The organism is Bacillus sp. 05T21, from assembly GCF_056396785.1.
In genome coordinates this window covers 588,443-604,891 of record NZ_JBFTMD010000002.1, presented here as the reverse complement: position 1 = coordinate 604,891, position 16,449 = coordinate 588,443, and the positions used below count along the sequence as shown (strand labels likewise).

19 protein-coding genes are annotated in these 16,449 nt (G+C 35.9%); 13 read left to right on the top strand and 6 right to left on the bottom strand.

The genetic code is table 11. From position 1 onward, the window contains the following. Positions 1–108 precede the first annotated feature (108 nt). From glpD to AC1DKZ_RS08070, 8 genes are all read left to right on the top strand, one after another. Positions 109–1,791, top strand: coding sequence for an aerobic glycerol-3-phosphate dehydrogenase (gene glpD / locus AC1DKZ_RS08105; RefSeq protein ID WP_002134793.1), 1,683 nt, complete (start codon positions 109–111; stop codon positions 1,789–1,791). A 115-nt stretch (positions 1,792–1,906) separates the two neighbouring features. Then, entirely contained in the window at positions 1,907–2,239 is a 333-nt protein-coding gene (locus AC1DKZ_RS08100) for a PadR family transcriptional regulator (protein WP_061674045.1), read from the top strand. After that, entirely contained in the window at positions 2,232–3,005 is a 774-nt protein-coding gene (locus AC1DKZ_RS08095; protein WP_476995939.1) for a VanZ family protein, read from the top strand. Before AC1DKZ_RS08100 ends, AC1DKZ_RS08095 begins: the two co-directional genes overlap by 8 nt. A 525-nt stretch (positions 3,006–3,530) precedes the next feature. Beyond that, entirely contained in the window at positions 3,531–3,866 is a 336-nt protein-coding gene (locus AC1DKZ_RS08090; RefSeq protein ID WP_002087180.1) for a nucleotidyltransferase domain-containing protein, read from the top strand. Then, the gene (locus tag AC1DKZ_RS08085; RefSeq protein WP_476995938.1) at positions 3,850–4,233 is read left to right on the top strand and encodes a HEPN domain-containing protein; all 384 of its coding nucleotides are present in this window, start codon (positions 3,850–3,852) and stop codon (positions 4,231–4,233) included. The genes AC1DKZ_RS08090 and AC1DKZ_RS08085 overlap by 17 nt, the downstream gene beginning before the upstream one ends. 105 nt (positions 4,234–4,338) lie before the next feature. Beyond that, positions 4,339–4,872, top strand: coding sequence for a sigma-70 family RNA polymerase sigma factor (locus tag AC1DKZ_RS08080; RefSeq protein ID WP_476995937.1), 534 nt, complete (start codon positions 4,339–4,341; stop codon positions 4,870–4,872). A 4-nt stretch (positions 4,873–4,876) separates the two neighbouring features. Beyond that, positions 4,877–5,284 carry a PadR family transcriptional regulator gene (locus tag AC1DKZ_RS08075; RefSeq protein WP_476995936.1) on the top strand — a complete coding sequence of 136 codons (408 nt, stop codon included), beginning with the start codon at positions 4,877–4,879 and terminating at the stop codon, positions 5,282–5,284. 7 nt (positions 5,285–5,291) lie between these two features. Continuing rightward, a complete protein-coding gene (locus AC1DKZ_RS08070) occupies positions 5,292–6,548 on the top strand; it encodes an FtsW/RodA/SpoVE family cell cycle protein (RefSeq protein WP_476995935.1) in 1,257 nt (418 codons plus the stop codon). Between the two features lie 6 nt (positions 6,549–6,554). On the opposite strand, the gene helD is transcribed toward AC1DKZ_RS08070, so the two are convergent. Both helD and prsA read right to left on the bottom strand, forming a co-directional pair. After that, positions 6,555–8,891, bottom strand: a complete 2,337-nt coding sequence (gene helD, locus AC1DKZ_RS08065) for an RNA polymerase recycling motor HelD (protein ID WP_476995934.1) — start codon at positions 8,889–8,891, stop codon at positions 6,555–6,557. A gap of 295 nt (positions 8,892–9,186) precedes the next feature. Continuing rightward, entirely contained in the window at positions 9,187–10,056 is an 870-nt protein-coding gene (prsA, locus tag AC1DKZ_RS08060) for a peptidylprolyl isomerase PrsA (RefSeq protein WP_476995933.1), read from the bottom strand. 279 nt (positions 10,057–10,335) lie between these two features. Here prsA and AC1DKZ_RS08055 point away from each other — a divergent pair, with 279 nt between their 5' ends. Beyond that, on the top strand, positions 10,336–10,449 hold the full coding sequence (locus AC1DKZ_RS08055; RefSeq protein WP_001988648.1) for a hypothetical protein: 114 nt from the start codon (positions 10,336–10,338) through the stop codon (positions 10,447–10,449). A 30-nt stretch (positions 10,450–10,479) separates the two neighbouring features. Here AC1DKZ_RS08055 and AC1DKZ_RS08050 read toward each other — a convergent pair whose 3' ends face one another. Continuing rightward, the gene (locus AC1DKZ_RS08050; protein WP_000172693.1) at positions 10,480–10,674 is read right to left on the bottom strand and encodes a hypothetical protein; all 195 of its coding nucleotides are present in this window, start codon (positions 10,672–10,674) and stop codon (positions 10,480–10,482) included. A 118-nt stretch (positions 10,675–10,792) separates the two neighbouring features. Between AC1DKZ_RS08050 and AC1DKZ_RS08045 the strand changes: the two genes are divergently transcribed. Continuing rightward, the gene (locus AC1DKZ_RS08045; protein WP_002030209.1) at positions 10,793–11,128 is read left to right on the top strand and encodes a YhaI family protein; all 336 of its coding nucleotides are present in this window, start codon (positions 10,793–10,795) and stop codon (positions 11,126–11,128) included. A 5-nt stretch (positions 11,129–11,133) separates the two neighbouring features. Here the strand turns inward: AC1DKZ_RS08045 and AC1DKZ_RS08040 are convergent, their stop codons facing one another. The 3 genes from AC1DKZ_RS08040 to AC1DKZ_RS08030 form a co-directional block, all read right to left on the bottom strand. Further along, positions 11,134–11,691 (bottom strand): HTH-type transcriptional regulator Hpr, encoded by a 558-nt coding sequence (locus AC1DKZ_RS08040; RefSeq protein WP_002011118.1) that lies wholly within the window; start codon positions 11,689–11,691, stop codon positions 11,134–11,136. A gap of 299 nt (positions 11,692–11,990) precedes the next feature. Continuing rightward, a complete protein-coding gene (locus AC1DKZ_RS08035; protein ID WP_002011120.1) occupies positions 11,991–12,353 on the bottom strand; it encodes a YtxH domain-containing protein in 363 nt (120 codons plus the stop codon). A gap of 208 nt (positions 12,354–12,561) precedes the next feature. Further along, the gene (locus AC1DKZ_RS08030; RefSeq protein ID WP_476995932.1) at positions 12,562–12,996 is read right to left on the bottom strand and encodes an HIT family protein; all 435 of its coding nucleotides are present in this window, start codon (positions 12,994–12,996) and stop codon (positions 12,562–12,564) included. A gap of 699 nt (positions 12,997–13,695) precedes the next feature. Between AC1DKZ_RS08030 and ecsA the strand changes: the two genes are divergently transcribed. The 3 genes from ecsA to ecsC are packed head-to-tail and all read left to right on the top strand — an operon-like array spanning position 13,696 to position 16,364. Further along, on the top strand, positions 13,696–14,439 hold the full coding sequence (gene ecsA, locus AC1DKZ_RS08025; protein ID WP_001292616.1) for an ABC transporter ATP-binding protein EcsA: 744 nt from the start codon (positions 13,696–13,698) through the stop codon (positions 14,437–14,439). After that, the gene (locus AC1DKZ_RS08020; protein WP_476995931.1) at positions 14,432–15,643 is read left to right on the top strand and encodes an ABC transporter permease; all 1,212 of its coding nucleotides are present in this window, start codon (positions 14,432–14,434) and stop codon (positions 15,641–15,643) included. The genes ecsA and AC1DKZ_RS08020 overlap by 8 nt, the downstream gene beginning before the upstream one ends. A gap of 13 nt (positions 15,644–15,656) precedes the next feature. Further along, a complete protein-coding gene (ecsC, locus tag AC1DKZ_RS08015; protein WP_002125776.1) occupies positions 15,657–16,364 on the top strand; it encodes an ecs operon protein EcsC in 708 nt (235 codons plus the stop codon). Positions 16,365–16,449: the final 85 nt, after the last annotated feature.

Below are 16,449 nucleotides of genomic sequence, written 5' to 3'. Positions count from 1 at the left end.
AAGTTAATAATTCGGTAGGAGATTTGGAGAGACCACAACACGCTATAGAGGCGAAATCTATAGCGGAGCTTGTGGTCTCTTTTTTCGTTATCAAAGGGAGGAATTACCATGAAATTTTCAAGTAAACAACGTAAAGACGTATTAAATGGAGTAAATAAACAAGAGTTAGATGTGATCGTAATTGGTGGAGGTATTACTGGTTCTGGTATTGCATTAGATGGGGCAACACGCGGTTTATCAACGATTGTGTTTGAAATGCAGGACTTTGCAGCAGGTACATCAAGTCGTTCAACGAAACTTGTACACGGCGGTTTACGTTATTTAAAACAACTTGAAGTGAAAATGGTAGCAGAGGTGGGGAAAGAGCGTGCGATCGTATATGAGAACGGTCCCCATGTAACAACACCAGAGTGGATGTTACTTCCGTTCCATACAGGCGGCACGTTCGGATCATTCAGTACATCAATTGGTCTTCGTGTATACGACTTCTTAGCAGGTGTAAAACGAAGCGAGCGCAGAAAGATGTTTAACCGTGAAGAAACGCTAAATAAAGAACCTCTTGTAAAACAAGAAGGATTAAAAGGCGGCGGTTACTACGTAGAATATCGTACAGACGATGCGCGTCTTACAATTGAAGTAATGAAAGAAGCGATTGAGCATGGTGCGAAAGCTGTTAACTACGCAAAAGTAGACAGTTTCTTATATAAAGATGGAAAAGTATGCGGTGTACGTGTAATCGATTTACTAGACGGAGAAGTATATGAAGTTTACGGTAAGAAAATTGTAAACGCAGCTGGTCCTTGGGTAGATACACTTCGTGAAAAAGATAACTCGAAAAAAGGTAAAGTACTTCAGTTATCAAAAGGTGTTCACTTAGTAATTGATCAAAAACGTTTCCCATTAGGGCAAGCAATTTACTTTGATACACCAGATAAACGTATGGTGTTCGCGATTCCTCGCGAAGGAAAAACGTACGTAGGTACAACAGATACGTTCTATGATAAAGACGCAGCTGTACCGCACATGACAACAGAAGATCGCACATATATCATTAATGCGATTAACTACATGTTCCCAAGCGTGAAAATTACAGAAAAAGATGTGGAATCAAGCTGGGCTGGTGTACGTCCGCTAATTTATGAAGAAGGTAAGAATGCATCTGAAATTTCTCGTAAAGATGAAATTTGGACTTCTGAATCTGGTTTAATTACAATCGCGGGCGGTAAATTAACAGGATACCGCAAAATGGCTGAAATGGTAGTAGACTACGTAACGAATCTATTACAAAAAGAAGGCCATAGCGCATATAAGAAGAGCGATACGAAACATATGCCAATCTCTGGTGGTCATGTAAGTGGTTCACATGGATTCCCGGCATTTGTTGCAAAAAAAGCAGGCGAAGGTACGAAATATGGTTTAACGACAGCACAAGCGGAAAAATTCGCGAAATTCTACGGCTCTAACGTTGACGTACTGTTTGACTTAGCGAAAAAACATAAAGACGAAGCGAAAGAATACAACATGCCGCTAGACGTTCTAATCCCACTTGTATACGCAATGGATTACGAAATGACAGCGAAACCAGTTGACTTCTTCGTACGCCGCAGAGGCGCTGTATTCTTCAACATCCACTGGGTATACGAGTGGAAAGAAGCAGTAATCAACTACATGGCTGCGAAACTAGGCTGGAGCAAAGAAGAGCAAATGAAATACACAGCTGAATTAGAAAAAGCATTAACAGACGCTGTAATTCCTGTAGATCAACAAGAGCAGGCGGCTGCGTTAGCGTAAAATAGAGAACCACCTGAAGGGGAGCCTTTAGGTGGTTTTTTTTATGGGGTATTATTTCAATTGTGTTGCATAACGACATATGTTGTTATACGATGTATATAAGGAGGTGGTATTGTTGGACAAAGAAATCTTGAAGGGAAGTATAGATATTTTATTACTTTCTATCATTGCAAAACGTGATACATATGGATATGAAATAGCCCAAAGTTTAAAGGATGCAAGTGAAGATTTGTATAGTATGGGGCAGGGAACTTTGTATCCAGCTTTAAAGCGATTAGAAAAAAAGGAATTTCTTGAATCTTATTGGAATCAATCTGAGAATGGGATGAAAAGGAAATTTTATACTATTACAAGTAAAGGGAAAAAAGAATTGCAGAAGAAAGTGAACTCTTGGGAGCGTGTAACATCATTAATTCAAACTTGTCAGAAAGGAGTTATTTATGAGTGAATTTGATGAGTATATTAAGTCCATTTTAGCTTATTCAGAACTTAGTAATATTGAACAGGATGAGCTATTTCTAGAAATATATGATCACTTGAACAGCTTGAAAGAAGAATATATGGAACAAGGTATGAATGAAAAAGAAGCGGTGTATAAAGCGATTCAAACTTTTGGCGAATCAAAAGTTATTGGTTTAGGGATTAATCAATCGGTATACGAAGTTCCTAGACCATTAAAGATATTATCAAAAATTTTATGTATTCCTTATATAATGATTTGTTTTATTGTCTTTTTGGGAACATTTATTTCAAATTCAACATTTGACTCTATTCGTAGTTTGACAGGTGGAACTGTCTATCATCCTCTTGAATTTTGGCAGCAATTTTTACATATATCTGATTTAGAAACGTTATTACAACTTTTTGGAATAACACTTTGGCAAGTTAAAGATTTTATTGCGCATCCAGGTCCTTGGGGGAACTCAACGTATTGGTTAACTGTTTTGCAACATATAATATTGGTAGTTCCATTTGGATTTTTCGTTCCAGTGTTGATCAATAAAGTGACGAACTATAAGAAAGCTTGTAAGTGGTATGCTATGACCTTTCTTGTTTGGGAGTTATTACATTTACTAACTTTATCTGATGTTTTTGATGTGTGGCGGATTGCTATAAATATGCTCGGTGCATCGATAGGATATCTTTTATTTATAAGCCTGATACAAATGGATAATAAATTTAGGGTTATGCGCAAGAAGATATTTGAAAATTAACTTGCTATCATATAGTTAAAATTATATAAATTAGTTCGGTGGTAATAGAGTATCACTGAAAACATAGGTATTATGTAGTGAGCCGATTTTTTATACTCGTAATAGGTGTTTATTTATTCATACTGTTATGAAACTGTTGCGTAATCTGTCTTTATTGGCGCCATAAATGATGATAGCGTCGAAATGAAATACACAGCTGAATTAGAAAAAGCGTTAAGCGATGCTGTAATTCCTGTGGATCAACAAGAGCAGGCGGCTGCGTTAGCTTAAAAATAAACCGCGTGAGGGAGAGTCCTCATGCGGTTTTTTGTTTTATTATATTTGTACAGAGTGTACTGAAATTAACTGAGTGTAGATTTTTGTTGCTTAACAGGATATGGATACGAAAGGTATAATAAGTATTATCATATCGTTTGAATAACTTAACAATTGTAGTAGTGTATTAGAGTTGAAATGAATCAATTTATTGATTTGCTTCTACAGCTAGGATTTATTGAGAAGGATTAATTTAAAGCGGTGAATGGAATGAATACTAATGTTCAAAAAGAGTTAAATCAATTAGTAGATAAAATGACTTCCTCTCTTTCTGATGTTAATAAAATTATTTTATTTGGGTCTCATGCTTACGGTATGCCTAATGAGGATAGTGATTTTGATTTGTGTGTAGTGGTTGATGGTATTGGTAAGAGGAAAAGAGAAGCCTTAAAGAAATTGAATTTAAGTATATTCGATGTAATGAAAACACCAGTCGATTTACTTGTTTACGGTTCTGAAGAATTTAATGAGCGTTCTGGTAATCCTGTAACAATGGAATACAAGATTGCTGAAGAAGGTAAGGTATTGTATGAAAAATTTCAGTGAGGCAAATTTATGGTTTGAAATTGCAGATTCGGATCTTAGAGCTTCTAATCATTTATTGTCTTTAATACCTATTATTTTTGCAATTATCTGTTATCATTGTCAACAGTGTGCTGAGAAATATCTAAAGGGGTATTTAACGTTTAAAGGAACTCATCCGTCTAAAACGCATAATTCATTGCTGTTAGCAAAGGAATGTGCTGAATTTAATATGGAGTTCAATGATTTAATAGATGATTGTGCAGAGTTAAATAGTTATGCGATTGAAGTCAGATATCCTTATTTTGAAGAACTTAATAAAACAGACGTATCGCAAGCTATAAAAAGTGCGGGGAATATTAAAAGTTTTGTTTTAGAAAAAATTAAATAGTAGAGGATGAACAAAACGGTATGGACATTTCCAACCGTTTTTTTATGAATTTATAAAACTTTTCCATACAGTGCGTCGTCTAATAAATGGGAAGGAGGAAATGATGTGGATGAATTAACGGTAGAAGCGTTTGAAATAGAAGATAAGGAACTCTTTATCGATGAAATAATGAACAAGTATGGGCAAGAAGTCTTACAGCTTGTGTATTCATATGTGAATAATAAAGAAGTCGCTGAGGATTTAACGCAAGATATATTTGTGAAATGTTATAAATCTCTTCATACATACAAAGGGAAATCGAATGTGAAAACGTGGTTGTGGAGAATTGCGATTAATCAATGTAAGGACTACATAAAAAGTTGGTATAACAAAAAGGTGATCGTGACAGAGGATGAAGCTGCTTATATTGGGGTTCAAAATGATAGTGTCGAACAAACTGTTATTCAAAATGCGAAGGATCGTGAACTGGCTTCTGCAGTAATGAATTTACCGATAAAATATCGAGAAGTCATTTATCTATTTTATTATGAAGAACTATCAATTAAAGAGATTGCTATTGTAATAGACGTGAAAGAAAACACGATAAAAACGAGACTGAAAAAAGCGAAGGAGCTTTTGAAGAAAGGATTGGAGGGATAATCAAATGGAAGATCGATTAAAAGGCCTGCGAAAATCAATGGAGAATACAACGTTTAAACATTTGAGTTTTTCTGATCAACATCGAAAGCAGGTGYGCGAAAAAATCAATGCTTCAAACGAAAAGGAAGAGGACATCTCTTTAGCGATTTTACAACTCCTCAGTCATGAAAAAACAGGATACGAATTGTCACAGTTACTACGAGGGAGAGGGATTCGAAAATTCGAAGGAAATGAAGGGTTTTTATATACCGTATTACATCGTCTAGAACAGAATCGTTTTATCCAATCGAGTTGGGATCATGCAGGAGCGAAATATTATCAATTAAATGATAAAGGAAGAAAGATGCTGCGAAAGGCAGAAAAAGATTCTACGAAGGCACGGTTTATATTAAAAGGATTAGTACAGGAGTGAGATAAAATTGAACAAAAAAGGGGAGCGTTTTTTAAGCGAAGTTACCAATCACATTAAATCAAAAGAAGCAAAGAGCTTTGTAGCAACTGAACTAGATTTTCACTTGAAACAGGCGAAGAACACGTGGATAGAGAAAGGGTTAAGTGAGGAAGTTGCTGAAAATAAGGCTGTTGAACAAATGGGAAGTCCGATCAAGCTTGGCAGGGAACTTAACAAACTTCATAAGCCAAAGGTGGATTGGTTCTTAATTATTTTATTAGTGGCTGCTATGGGGCTAGGGTTTTTACCAATAATCGCTCTTGGGCATACGAATGATTTATTAATGAACAAAGTAATTTCTGTTATTCTCGGCATTGCAACAGCTATTGGAATGATGTTGCTTGATTACCGGAAGTTAGAAAGAATCGGGTGGCTGTTTTATACAATTGGAATACTTATCTTGTTAGCTATAAAATGTTTTCCGACTATTTCTGTGAATGGAGAAGCATTAATAAAGATTGGTCCTCTCACAATTGACTGTTTAATGACGATACCATTCTTCTTTCTAGCTTGGGCTTCTTTTTTCAATAATAGTAGGTTAAAGTTTATGCACCTTCTCATGTTGTACGTATTTTCTTTATATCTATTTTCAACTACATCAATTCTGGTGCCAATTTTTATTTATATTACGATGGTATTCGTTATGCTTTGGTGGAGTAAGCTAGGAAAGAAAACGGCATGGCTCATTACAATTTTACCAATTTTACCCTTTGTTATTAAGGATCTATTTTCCTGGTCTGCCGTAAAAGAATACCGGATAGCTAGAATTTTAGGTTTTTTAAACCCAGAGCATGATCTATGGTATTTACGTTTAAAAGAGGCAATGTCGTCGGCAGGTTGGTTTGGTACATATGGAAATATAAAGTCTATCCCTGCTGCGCATACTGATTTTGTATTCGCGAGTTTGACTTACTATTATGGATATGTGCTTGCGCTGATTCTTGTCTTGATTCTTTCTCTTTTTGCAGTGAGAATAATGACCATATCGTATAGAATAAATGATGGTTATGGTAAATTGCTACTCGTTGGTGGTGTAACTCTTTTTGTAGTCCATTTCATTTGTAACGTTGGCATGATCCTCGGGATATTACCACGTGTTTCTATATCATTACCTTTTATTAGTTATGGATTAGTACCAACTCTGTTTCATGCATTTATAATGGGGATTGTGCTGAGTGTATATCGACGTAAAGATATGTCGTTTAGAATGAAAAAAACACCTTGATAAAAATCAAGGTGTTTTCGTTATACATTTAAAACTCTCCGAAGCAGCCCCTGTTACAAAAGGACTAACCTCACCAACGCTATAAAGCTGCAATTCATGCATCGCGCGTGTACAAGCAGTGTAGAACAATCTACGTAGGCTCTCATCGCTGTACACATCTTTAGAAGCATCGTAAATAATAACAGCATCAAATTCGATACCCTTCGCTAAATAAGCAGGGATAACGACGATGCCTTGTTCGTACTCGGCTGAGTTACTTTTCACAAGTTTAATATTCTCGATATGACTGAGTGCCTCGTATGCAGCGGCACTTTCAGCTGCGGATTTACATATAATTGCGATCGTATTGTGCTGTTGTTTTTGTAGTTCAGCGACTTTAGAAGTGATACGATTATGCAGTTCGCTGTAATCAGAAACTTTAGTCACTGTAGGTTTCTCGCCGTCACGTTCAAAGGCGTTAATATTCTTTCCTTCCGGTACGAGATAGCGTGTGAATTCAATAATCGGTTTTGTTGATCGATAGCTACGAGTTAAGTTGATGCCGTTTGTTTCATCTGGTCCGTATAAGCTAGTAAGTGTATTGAAATTAACTGTTTCACTCGCATGAGCAAATATCGCTTGGTTAAAGTCTCCGAGTACTGTCATTTTTGCGGCAGGGAAGAGACGTTTTAAAAACTCGAACTGAAACGGAGAATAATCTTGTGCTTCATCTACGAGTACGTGTTTAATTGATCTGTTCGTTTGGAAGCCTTCAATTAATTCTTTTAAAAGTAAAAATGGAGTCGCATCCTCGTAATGTAGCTTTCCTTCATCAAGCATGTTCAAAGTTAGTGAACAAATGTCATCCCATTCTTTAGGCTTTTCGCCAGTAACCCATGATTCATCTGTGAAGAGTTGTTTATATATGCCTGTAAAATTGATAAAACGCAATGTTTGAACGCCTTTACGTAACGGTTTTAATTTTTTACGGACAATCATACGACCGAGTACTTTCGTTTCTTTTTCATAATCATTAAAGGAGTTGTCATCAAACTCGCCTTTTTTCTGTAAGTATTTATAAGCTTTTTGATACTCATCTTTACTAAGTAGTTCAATTTCTTCTTCTACCCAAGGCTTTTTCAGTTCTGTTTTTTCAATTGTGTCTATTTGTTTGTTTAGCCAATCCGTTAACTTCTCGATTCTATTATGGAAGCGGAGGGAGGAATCAGTATTATAAAATTGCTCTGTAATTTCTTTAGCAGAGGCAATCAGTTTTCCTCTAAATTTCATTCCTCTAAATAGCATGCCTGAAGATTCAAGAGATTGTCTGTACGCTCTAATCATCTCGAAAAATTGAGTAGATGCTTTAAAGCGAATGCTCGCATTTCTAGTTTTATAATTTGCGCTATTCGTTTCAGTTAGCATATATTCTAATTGCTCGTAAGGATCCTCAACATCAAATGACTTACTTAGTCTATGGTTTAAATATTCTTGGAATGTAACTTGCTGCATATTTTCTTCGCCGAGTTCTGGCAGTACGTTAGATACGTAGCTGTTGAACATGGAGTTAGGGGAGAAGAGAATGATTTGATCTGCTTTTAGCCATTCGCGATATTTATATAGTAAGTAGGCGATTCGCTGCAGGGCAGCTGATGTTTTACCGCTACCAGCAGCTCCTTGAACGATAAGTAGTCGCCCTTCATCGTGACGGATAATTTCATTTTGCTCACGCTGGATAGTAGCAACGATACTTTGCATATGTTTGTTTGTTCCTTTTCCGAGCGCTTGTTGCAGAATTTCATCTCCAATTGTGAGGCTCGTATCGAACATGGAATCAATCTCGCCATTCTGAATAATATATTGTAATTTTTTCTCCACATTGCCGCGGATTACGCCTCCTGGTGTACTGTACTCAGCCGGTCCTGGTGGATAATCGTAGTAGACACTTGAAATAGGTGCGCGCCAATCGTATATAAGAAAGTTTTCTCCGCTTGCATCGGTAAGTGTAGCAACGCCGATATAAATTTGTTCTGCACCAATTTCTCCTTCTTCTTTGAAATCAATTCGTCCGAAGTAAGGTGCTTTATGCATACGGCGTAGTGCGGCAAGTCGATTAAAGGTGTGCTTATGGGTGATTTGTGTTACGGCTAGTGACTGAGCTTGTTGTCTTAAGTTGATAACTGTTTCAAGATAATCGTCAAAAGTATCAGTGTTAACTTTAACATCATCCCAGAAGTGTTTACGAATGTTGATTACTTCTGCCCGGCGTCTGCCAGTGTCGCTTTCCAGTTTATCAATTTGCTCCTTAATCGTTTCTATTACGGTATCCAATCGTTTTTGCTCTTGATCAAGTTTTTTGTTCATACGTAAGCACTCCTTTAAAAGTGAAAAATAGAGGTTGACTGAAGATGTGTTTTGTTGTACAATTAAGATACGGATAAATTTATTTTTTTATTTTTAGTGAATGCGTTTCTGTACTAATTTACCATAGTTTTTTAATTTAATCAATGATAATAAGATAAACCTTGGTTTCGTGTTGCACGAAACCAAGGTTTTTTTTTGTTGAATGGAGTAAGGTGAGGGAGTATATCGATTTATCGGCAAAAAAACTACTACAAAATAAAAAAGCTTGGGGGCTACCCAAGCTTTTTTCACTTCATTATTTCTTTTCGTCTTTTTTATCGTCAGCTTTTGGTTCTTCGAAAAGATCTTTCAAATCTTTATCGTCAACTTTTACGTCAGCTTTTTTGATTTCTTTCATCATAAGATCGTTCATAAATTGAGCATCTTGTGTTTTTTCTTGAACTACTTCTTTTTTGATATCAGCTTTTGCTTTATCGAAAGTTGCGTCAGCATGAGTCTCAGTTACTTTAATGATATGGTAACCATGCTGTGTTTTTACTGGTTCACTTACTTCATCTTTTTTCAGCTTACGAGCAGCTTCATCGAATTCTTTTACCATTTTATCTGGTCCGAAGAATCCTAAGTCGCCACCTTTTTCTTTTGAACCTGGATCTTCAGAGTACTTTTTCGCTAACTCTTCGAAAGATTTACCTTGTGCAAGTTCTTCTTTCACTTTTTTAGCAGTCTCTTCATCTTTTACAAGAATATGGCTTGCTTTAATTTCTTGCTTATAGTCCTCAAATTTTGCTTTTAAGTCTTTATCAGTAATTGCTTTTTCAATCGCTTGTTCTTGAGCTAATGAAGCGCGAACGCCATTTTTAACTGTTTCTTCTTTAAGGCCTTGTTGTTTCATTAGTGTATCGAATTGGTCACCGACTTGCTTTTTCATTTCATCGAACTTTTTGTCTACTTCTTTTTCATCGACTTTGTAGTTTTTAATAAGTACTTTTTCCATAACCATGTTATTTAGTACTTGTTTACCAGCTTGTGTCTTCATTTGATTGTAGAACTCTTCTTTAGTGATGTCACCAGCTTTAGATGTAACGATTTTGTCTGATGATGATGTTCCACATGCTGATAATGCGATTACACTTGTTGCGGCTAAGGCAAGCATAGCTTTCTTCATTCGATAAACACTCCTACTATTATGTATTTTTAATTTATCCTACACCAATGAATTTTGCTTCATAAGAGCCCGATTAAGTCTCACTGATACTTTTGCTTTCTATATTGGTAAAGCGCGCTTAACAGGGCTTACCGAGGCTGAGGATAAAGTCAAGATGCGTGTCATTTATTTCATAGTATAAGCAATATGTACAAAATTTAATATATCATATTTCGACTCGATTTCATATTGATAAAGAAAATTTAACCAGTATGTGTCAGATTTTGAAGGTGTTCCGTATTGGGCATATGTCGCATATACAGAAAAGAGGAGGGGATGGGGATGAATTCTCAACTTATTTTATTACTTGTACTGTTTATTTTATTAGTTATAGTAGGTATAATTTGCTTATAGAGGAAAAAAATGAGGAAGGGGCTTCCTTCCTCACTTTCCATGAAATATAATTTCTACATAACTAGAAATTAATAGAATGGTAATACATACATTAATAACTCGAAAGACACCGGGCTGGCGGCTCGCAGATATTTGTTTTCGCTCACACAGTGTATGTGTCATGAAATTCGTGTAAAATATAACAAGAAGTGCGAATGCAACAAAAACAACGGTTATAAGAGTCATGAGGCGAGACCTCCTTTTGGCTAAAATACATATACTTTATATATTGTATCATACGATATTTTGTTCGTGTTACAAAATTCAGAAATAGAAGACTTTGTGTTAGGAAGCGAGGGAGAAAATGGACGTTGTAAGAAGACTAGAACAAGCTGAATACTACGTAGACCTACTATTTAAAATGATTGATGAAGAAAAGTGTCCATTTTATTCTTTAATCATAAAGAAAAAAGCTCGTAAAAAAGACATTGAACGTATACTAAAACTTTGTGAAAAGCTGAACGAACAATATGTAGTGGAGAAAGCAGAAGGCCTTCTATTGTTTGATGCGCTATTAGATCAATTTGAAAAAGCGCTTCCACATCAGCTCGAAGTACACGAAACTGCGGAAGCGCTAGCAAAACAGGGCTTATTTGTGCCACTTATGAATGAATTCTTACGCATGATTGCGAAAGGATAAATAGATTATTTCTTAACTAATTTTTGATCGGTCTCCGTAAAGTTCTCCTCAATATTCTCTAATGATTTCTCAAAAATATCGATGAAGTCCTGTCCGTAAATATTGCGAAGGATCGCAATAAGTTCGATATTTTCTGGGAACTTACCGTAAAAATTACGAAGTTCAAGTGCCCCATTAAAAACAGAATTATTTTCAGGGTCATACTCCTCCATTAAGCGAAGTAGTAATTCTTCCCCTTTGTCTGTAATTTCAATGTACGTATTTCGTTTATCATCTTCTTTTTTAGAGAATACAAGATAGCCGCGTTCTTCTAGCTTTTTAGAGAAGTTAAACGCCGTTGATACGTGCATAACTCCAAACTTAGCAATCTCAGAAATAGAAGCCCCTTTTAAATGATAAGCGATTGATAAAATATGATGCTCGTTAATGTTTAAATCGTAAGGTTTAATCCATTGTTGCCAATCTTTCTCTACGCATTTCCATAACGCTTTCGATAATTGAGCAATACGTTGGCTGAAAATCATCGCTTCTTTTACCGAGTAATTTTTTTCTCCACTTTTCATTTACTCACCCACTTTAACATTCTTTTTTCATTATTATCTATTATGCCAGTAAAATAAAAATTAATAAAGTCTTTTTGTGAGAATTGTGAAAATTTTTCGGAAAAATAACATTCTATACAAATCATGCATAACTATGGAAGCGTTTTATGAGTCGAGAATACATGTGTTGTCTTTACATGTTAAGGGATAACATATATTGTAAATGCATAAAAACACGGCATATCTATGTGATATGCCGTGTCAAGGTCAATTCGTATGAAAAATATTTGTTATATGCAAAAAACTAAGCAGGAATATGTTTACGCTTTTTCTGGAACGGCTTCTTGTAGTTTTTCAATTGACTTTTGAATGTCTAAAATTTCTTTTTCAATATGTCGTTTGTTTTGAGAAATATCTTGTTTCCAGTTAGAAAGCGTGTCATGCATATCGTCTTTTAGTTCTTGGAATACTTCTTTACCTTCTGAAGCAGTTTCAACGATTTGACGCTTTAATAACTTCGTATCAGCTGTAATATCAGCTAATGTTTTTTTAATATCAGTTCCTTTTTCTTTCAGCTTACCGCGCATAGCTTTACCAGAAGAAGGAGTTGAGAAAAGAACGGCTAGTCCAGCAACTGCTCCGCCGCAAAGTACACCTGTAATAAAGGATTTAGCTTTTGACATAAAAGGAAACCTCCTTATTTTTCGTTCGTATTCATGATGTATAAAAGTGTGCATATCTTTAAGACAAGGGGAAGAAAAGTGAGCTTTTCTCTCTTGTACATGCTATGCACAAAAAATCATACCCCCGGCATTCTTTGTGAAGAAAGAAGCCATACAATAAATGCCAGAGGAATCGGCTTATTATGTATTACTTCTTATTATAGTGGCACTATTTCACACTATTTGCAATTGTACTTGCGATGTTTTGTAAATTTTCCATTGTATATTCATTTTGGTGTGATTTCCAAACAGCACCGAAACCATCGTTTTCACCGTAGCGTGGAATTAAATGAAGGTGGAAGTGGAATACAGTTTGTCCAGCTTTCTCGCCGTTATTGTTAAGTAGGTTGAAACCAACTGGATTAAATTCTGCTTTCATTGCATTTGCGACTTTTGGAACGACAGCAAAAATATGTGATGCGATTTCTGGCGTTAACGCAAAAATGTCTTGTTTGTGAACTTTCGGAATAACAAGAGTATGTCCTTTTGTTACTTGACTAATATCTAAAAATGCAAGTACATGTTCATCTTCGTATACTTTTGAGCAAGGGATTTGCCCGTCAATGATTTTACAAAAAATACAATTGTCCGCTGTATGATTCATCGATCTCATCCTTTCAAATGGTCTTAGCCGTATTTTACCATAATTACATAGGAGAACAAACACGAAAAACAGGAAGCTGACTCAGCTTCCTGTTTTCTGAAGAGGGATTGAAAAAGCATTTTTTATAATTTACGGTTCGCAGACACCTCATTTATTTAAGAAATACATGGTAAATCGGCTGAAATATCTACCGTAGACACCCCATTTTCAAGTGAAATGAATTGCAATCTTGTATTAAATGAAATTGTTAGTGTTTAAAACAGTATATGCTCTTTCACAGACACCTCATTTATTTAAGAAATGCACGGTAAATCGGCTAAAGTTTCTGCCGTAGACACCCCATTTTCAAGTGAAATGAATTGTAATCTTTTTTTAAAATGAAATTGTTTATTTTTTAAAACAGTATATGCTCTTTCGGAGACACCCCGTTTCGAAAATGAAACAAATTATCTGGTTATGTGTAAATTTCATTGTCCAACTTGGACACCCCATTTCATGATGACTTCACTATGTTGTTGTACTCATCAATTGGTGGTTTCTTTTTCAATGTGTTCCTTCTTCACTAATTATGATGTCCGCTTTCATAAAAATATATGCCAAGAAATTTAAATTTTTTTTAAGACATCGATACTATGTAGTACAGCGCCATTTTTGGTAAGATGAATGTAGAATGAATACTAATGAAGAAAGTGGTGTCGTATGAGCGAGTTATTGCGTGTAGAAAATGTTACAGGAGGATATACGAAACGACCTGTACTGCAAAATGTTTCGTTCTCTGTTAATAAAGGCGAACTTGTCGGCTTGATCGGTTTAAATGGAGCCGGGAAAAGTACGACAATTAAACATATCATCGGTTTAATGGAGCCGAAAAAAGGAACTGTCACAATTAACGGGAAAACAATTCGTGATGATATGACAGCGTACCGTTCTAGTTTCTCCTTCATTCCAGAAACGCCAGTATTATATGATGAGTTAACGTTAGAAGAGCATTTGAAATTAACAGCGATGGCGTACGGTGTAGATGAAAAACAATATGAAGAACGCGTAGGGCAACTATTACAAGAGTTTCGCATGAAAAATCGCTTAAAATGGTTTCCGTCTCATTTCTCAAAAGGGATGAAACAAAAAGTGATGATTATGAGTGCCTTTTTAGTTGAACCATCACTTTACATTGTGGACGAACCTTTCGTTGGGCTTGATCCGTTAGCGATTCAATCACTTCTTCAAATGATGGATCAAATGAAAAAGAGTGGTGCGGGCATCTTAATGAGTACACATATTTTAGCGACAGCAGAGCGCTATTGTGATTCATTCATTATTTTGCATCAAGGTGAAGTGAGAGCGATGGGAACATTATCAGAACTTCAATCCGGGTTTAATATGCCTGGTGCAACGCTTGATGATATTTATATTGCGTTAACGAAGGAAGAAGATTATGAATAGCACAGCGTTATGGAAAGAACGATTTCGGCACTTTCTAAAAGAAGTTCGTACATATAGTAAATACGTATTTAATGATCATTTGAAATTTATTTTCGTATTTATCATCGGTGCAGGAGCGTATTATTACCAGCAATGGTTACAAACGTTAACACCTTCGTTTCCGACAGCGATTGTTATGGCAGTCTTACTTGGTCTTGTATTAACAGCTGGGTCAGTCCAAACGTTATTAAAAGAAGCAGACCTCGTGTATTTGCTGCCAGTTGAAGAAAAGTTAAAGCCTTACTTTACGAAGGCATTTCTTTTTACGTTTATGATTCAGTTATACATAATCGCAATGGTAGCAGCTGCGCTTGCCCCGTTATACTTCCAGCAAATGAAACAAACAGGTGCCAATTACATATGGATTGTAATTGCGTTTGTCATTGTAAAAGCGTGGAATTTATTCGTAGCGTGGGAAAAATCATTTTTAACAGATCAAAATGTACAAAGAGCGGATTGGTTTATTCGTTTTATTTTAAACGGCATATTTGTGTACGTCCTTGTAGAACGTACTTCAGTCATTTTTACCGGTGTGATTGTCTTTTTAATGGCGCTATACCTTGCTGTTATGCATCAAAAGGTGAAGGGAAAGCCGCTAAACTGGGAGTATTTAATTTCTGAAGAGGGTAAAAAAATGATGCTGCTGTACCGCATTGCGAATATGTTCGTTGATGTACCAGCGTTAAAAGAGAGAGTATCACGTAGGAAATGGCTTGATTTCATTCTTTCGATGATCGGTGAGAAACGTACATATTTATACTTATATACGAGAACATTTTTAAGATCGGGTAACTATTTCGGATTATATATGCGTTTACTCGTTCTTGGGGGAATTATTCTTTACTTTATCCCATTTTTATATGGACGTTTTATCGTAAGCCTTGTTTTCTTATATTTAATCGGCTACCAGCTCTTAACCCTTTGGAAACATCACCGTATGAAAGTTTGGCTTGATTTATATCCGGTAGGGGGAGACGAGAAGAAGAGAGATTTCCTTACTTTATTAAATGCGATTCTTATCATTGGTAGCGTTGTATTTACAATTATATTTGCACTTGCGACGAAAGATTTCATAATGACCGGCATTTTATTTGTCGTAAGTATAATATTTAGTATCGGTTTCGTTTACCAGTACGGGGCGAAACGAATTGAGCGTTTAAACTGAAAGGAATGAACCTATGATTACATATGAAGAGAAGGTTAGAAAAGAATTGGAGCAGTGGAAAGCTACATTCATGAAAGATTCTTCTATGATGACACGGTTCTCTAAAAAAGTGCAGGTGAAAGTGCAACAACTAGTGCCCGCGAAAGTGCAAAAGGTACTAACAGAAACGATTCGGATGATGGTGCAAACAATTAGCGCTGGATCAAACTTCATAAAACCGAAGCTAAAAGAAACGAACTGGTCACTGCAAAGAAGAGATGATGAAGTACGTAAAAAAATGGATGAGTACAAAAAAGTTGCAGCGGCAGAAGGGGCAGGAACAGGAGCAGGTGGTATTCTCCTTGGCCTTGCCGATTTCCCGTTATTACTTACTATTAAAATAAAATTTTTATTTGATGCAGCAACATTGTACGGATTTGATACGAGTAAAAAAGAAGAGCGCCTTTTTATTCTTCACGTTTTCCAGCTTGCTTTTTCAAGTGACGATTACCGAAAAGAAGTATGGAAAGCGATTGAAACTTGGGATACAGAAGAAGAAAATCATATGGACTGGGAAAAGTTCCAAACAGAATACCGAGACTATATCGATTTAGCAAAAATGCTTCAACTCGTTCCAATCATCGGTGCCCCGGTCGGAGCGTACGCAAATTATCAATTGTTGCAAAGGCTTGGGGAAGTAACGATGAATTGTTATCGTATGCGATTGCTTAATAGAAATTGATTTGTTTTACAAAAAGCATCCTAAATGTGTAATTTAGGATGTTTTTTTTATTTATATTTATTATTTCCTAACGGTTTAAGGAATT

Excerpts from the sequence above, each read along its gene's own strand:
- glpD (WP_002134793.1), top strand. The coding sequence starts at position 109 with ATGAAATTTTCAAGTAAACAACGTAAAGACGTATTAAATGGAGTAAAT.
- AC1DKZ_RS08095 (WP_476995939.1), top strand. The coding sequence starts at position 2,232 with ATGAGTGAATTTGATGAGTATATTAAGTCCATTTTAGCTTATTCAGAA.
- AC1DKZ_RS08090 (WP_002087180.1), top strand. The coding sequence starts at position 3,531 with ATGAATACTAATGTTCAAAAAGAGTTAAATCAATTAGTAGATAAAATG.
- AC1DKZ_RS08085 (WP_476995938.1), top strand. The coding sequence starts at position 3,850 with ATGAAAAATTTCAGTGAGGCAAATTTATGGTTTGAAATTGCAGATTCG.
- helD (WP_476995934.1), bottom strand. The coding sequence starts at position 8,891 with ATGAACAAAAAACTTGATCAAGAGCAAAAACGATTGGATACCGTAATA.
- prsA (WP_476995933.1), bottom strand. The coding sequence starts at position 10,056 with ATGAAGAAAGCTATGCTTGCCTTAGCCGCAACAAGTGTAATCGCATTA.
- AC1DKZ_RS08050 (WP_000172693.1), bottom strand. The coding sequence starts at position 10,674 with ATGACTCTTATAACCGTTGTTTTTGTTGCATTCGCACTTCTTGTTATA.
- AC1DKZ_RS08045 (WP_002030209.1), top strand. The coding sequence starts at position 10,793 with ATGGACGTTGTAAGAAGACTAGAACAAGCTGAATACTACGTAGACCTA.
- AC1DKZ_RS08040 (WP_002011118.1), bottom strand. The coding sequence starts at position 11,691 with ATGAAAAGTGGAGAAAAAAATTACTCGGTAAAAGAAGCGATGATTTTC.
- AC1DKZ_RS08035 (WP_002011120.1), bottom strand. The coding sequence starts at position 12,353 with ATGTCAAAAGCTAAATCCTTTATTACAGGTGTACTTTGCGGCGGAGCA.
- AC1DKZ_RS08030 (WP_476995932.1), bottom strand. The coding sequence starts at position 12,996 with ATGAATCATACAGCGGACAATTGTATTTTTTGTAAAATCATTGACGGG.
- ecsA (WP_001292616.1), top strand. The coding sequence starts at position 13,696 with ATGAGCGAGTTATTGCGTGTAGAAAATGTTACAGGAGGATATACGAAA.
- AC1DKZ_RS08020 (WP_476995931.1), top strand. The coding sequence starts at position 14,432 with ATGAATAGCACAGCGTTATGGAAAGAACGATTTCGGCACTTTCTAAAA.
- ecsC (WP_002125776.1), top strand. The coding sequence starts at position 15,657 with ATGATTACATATGAAGAGAAGGTTAGAAAAGAATTGGAGCAGTGGAAA.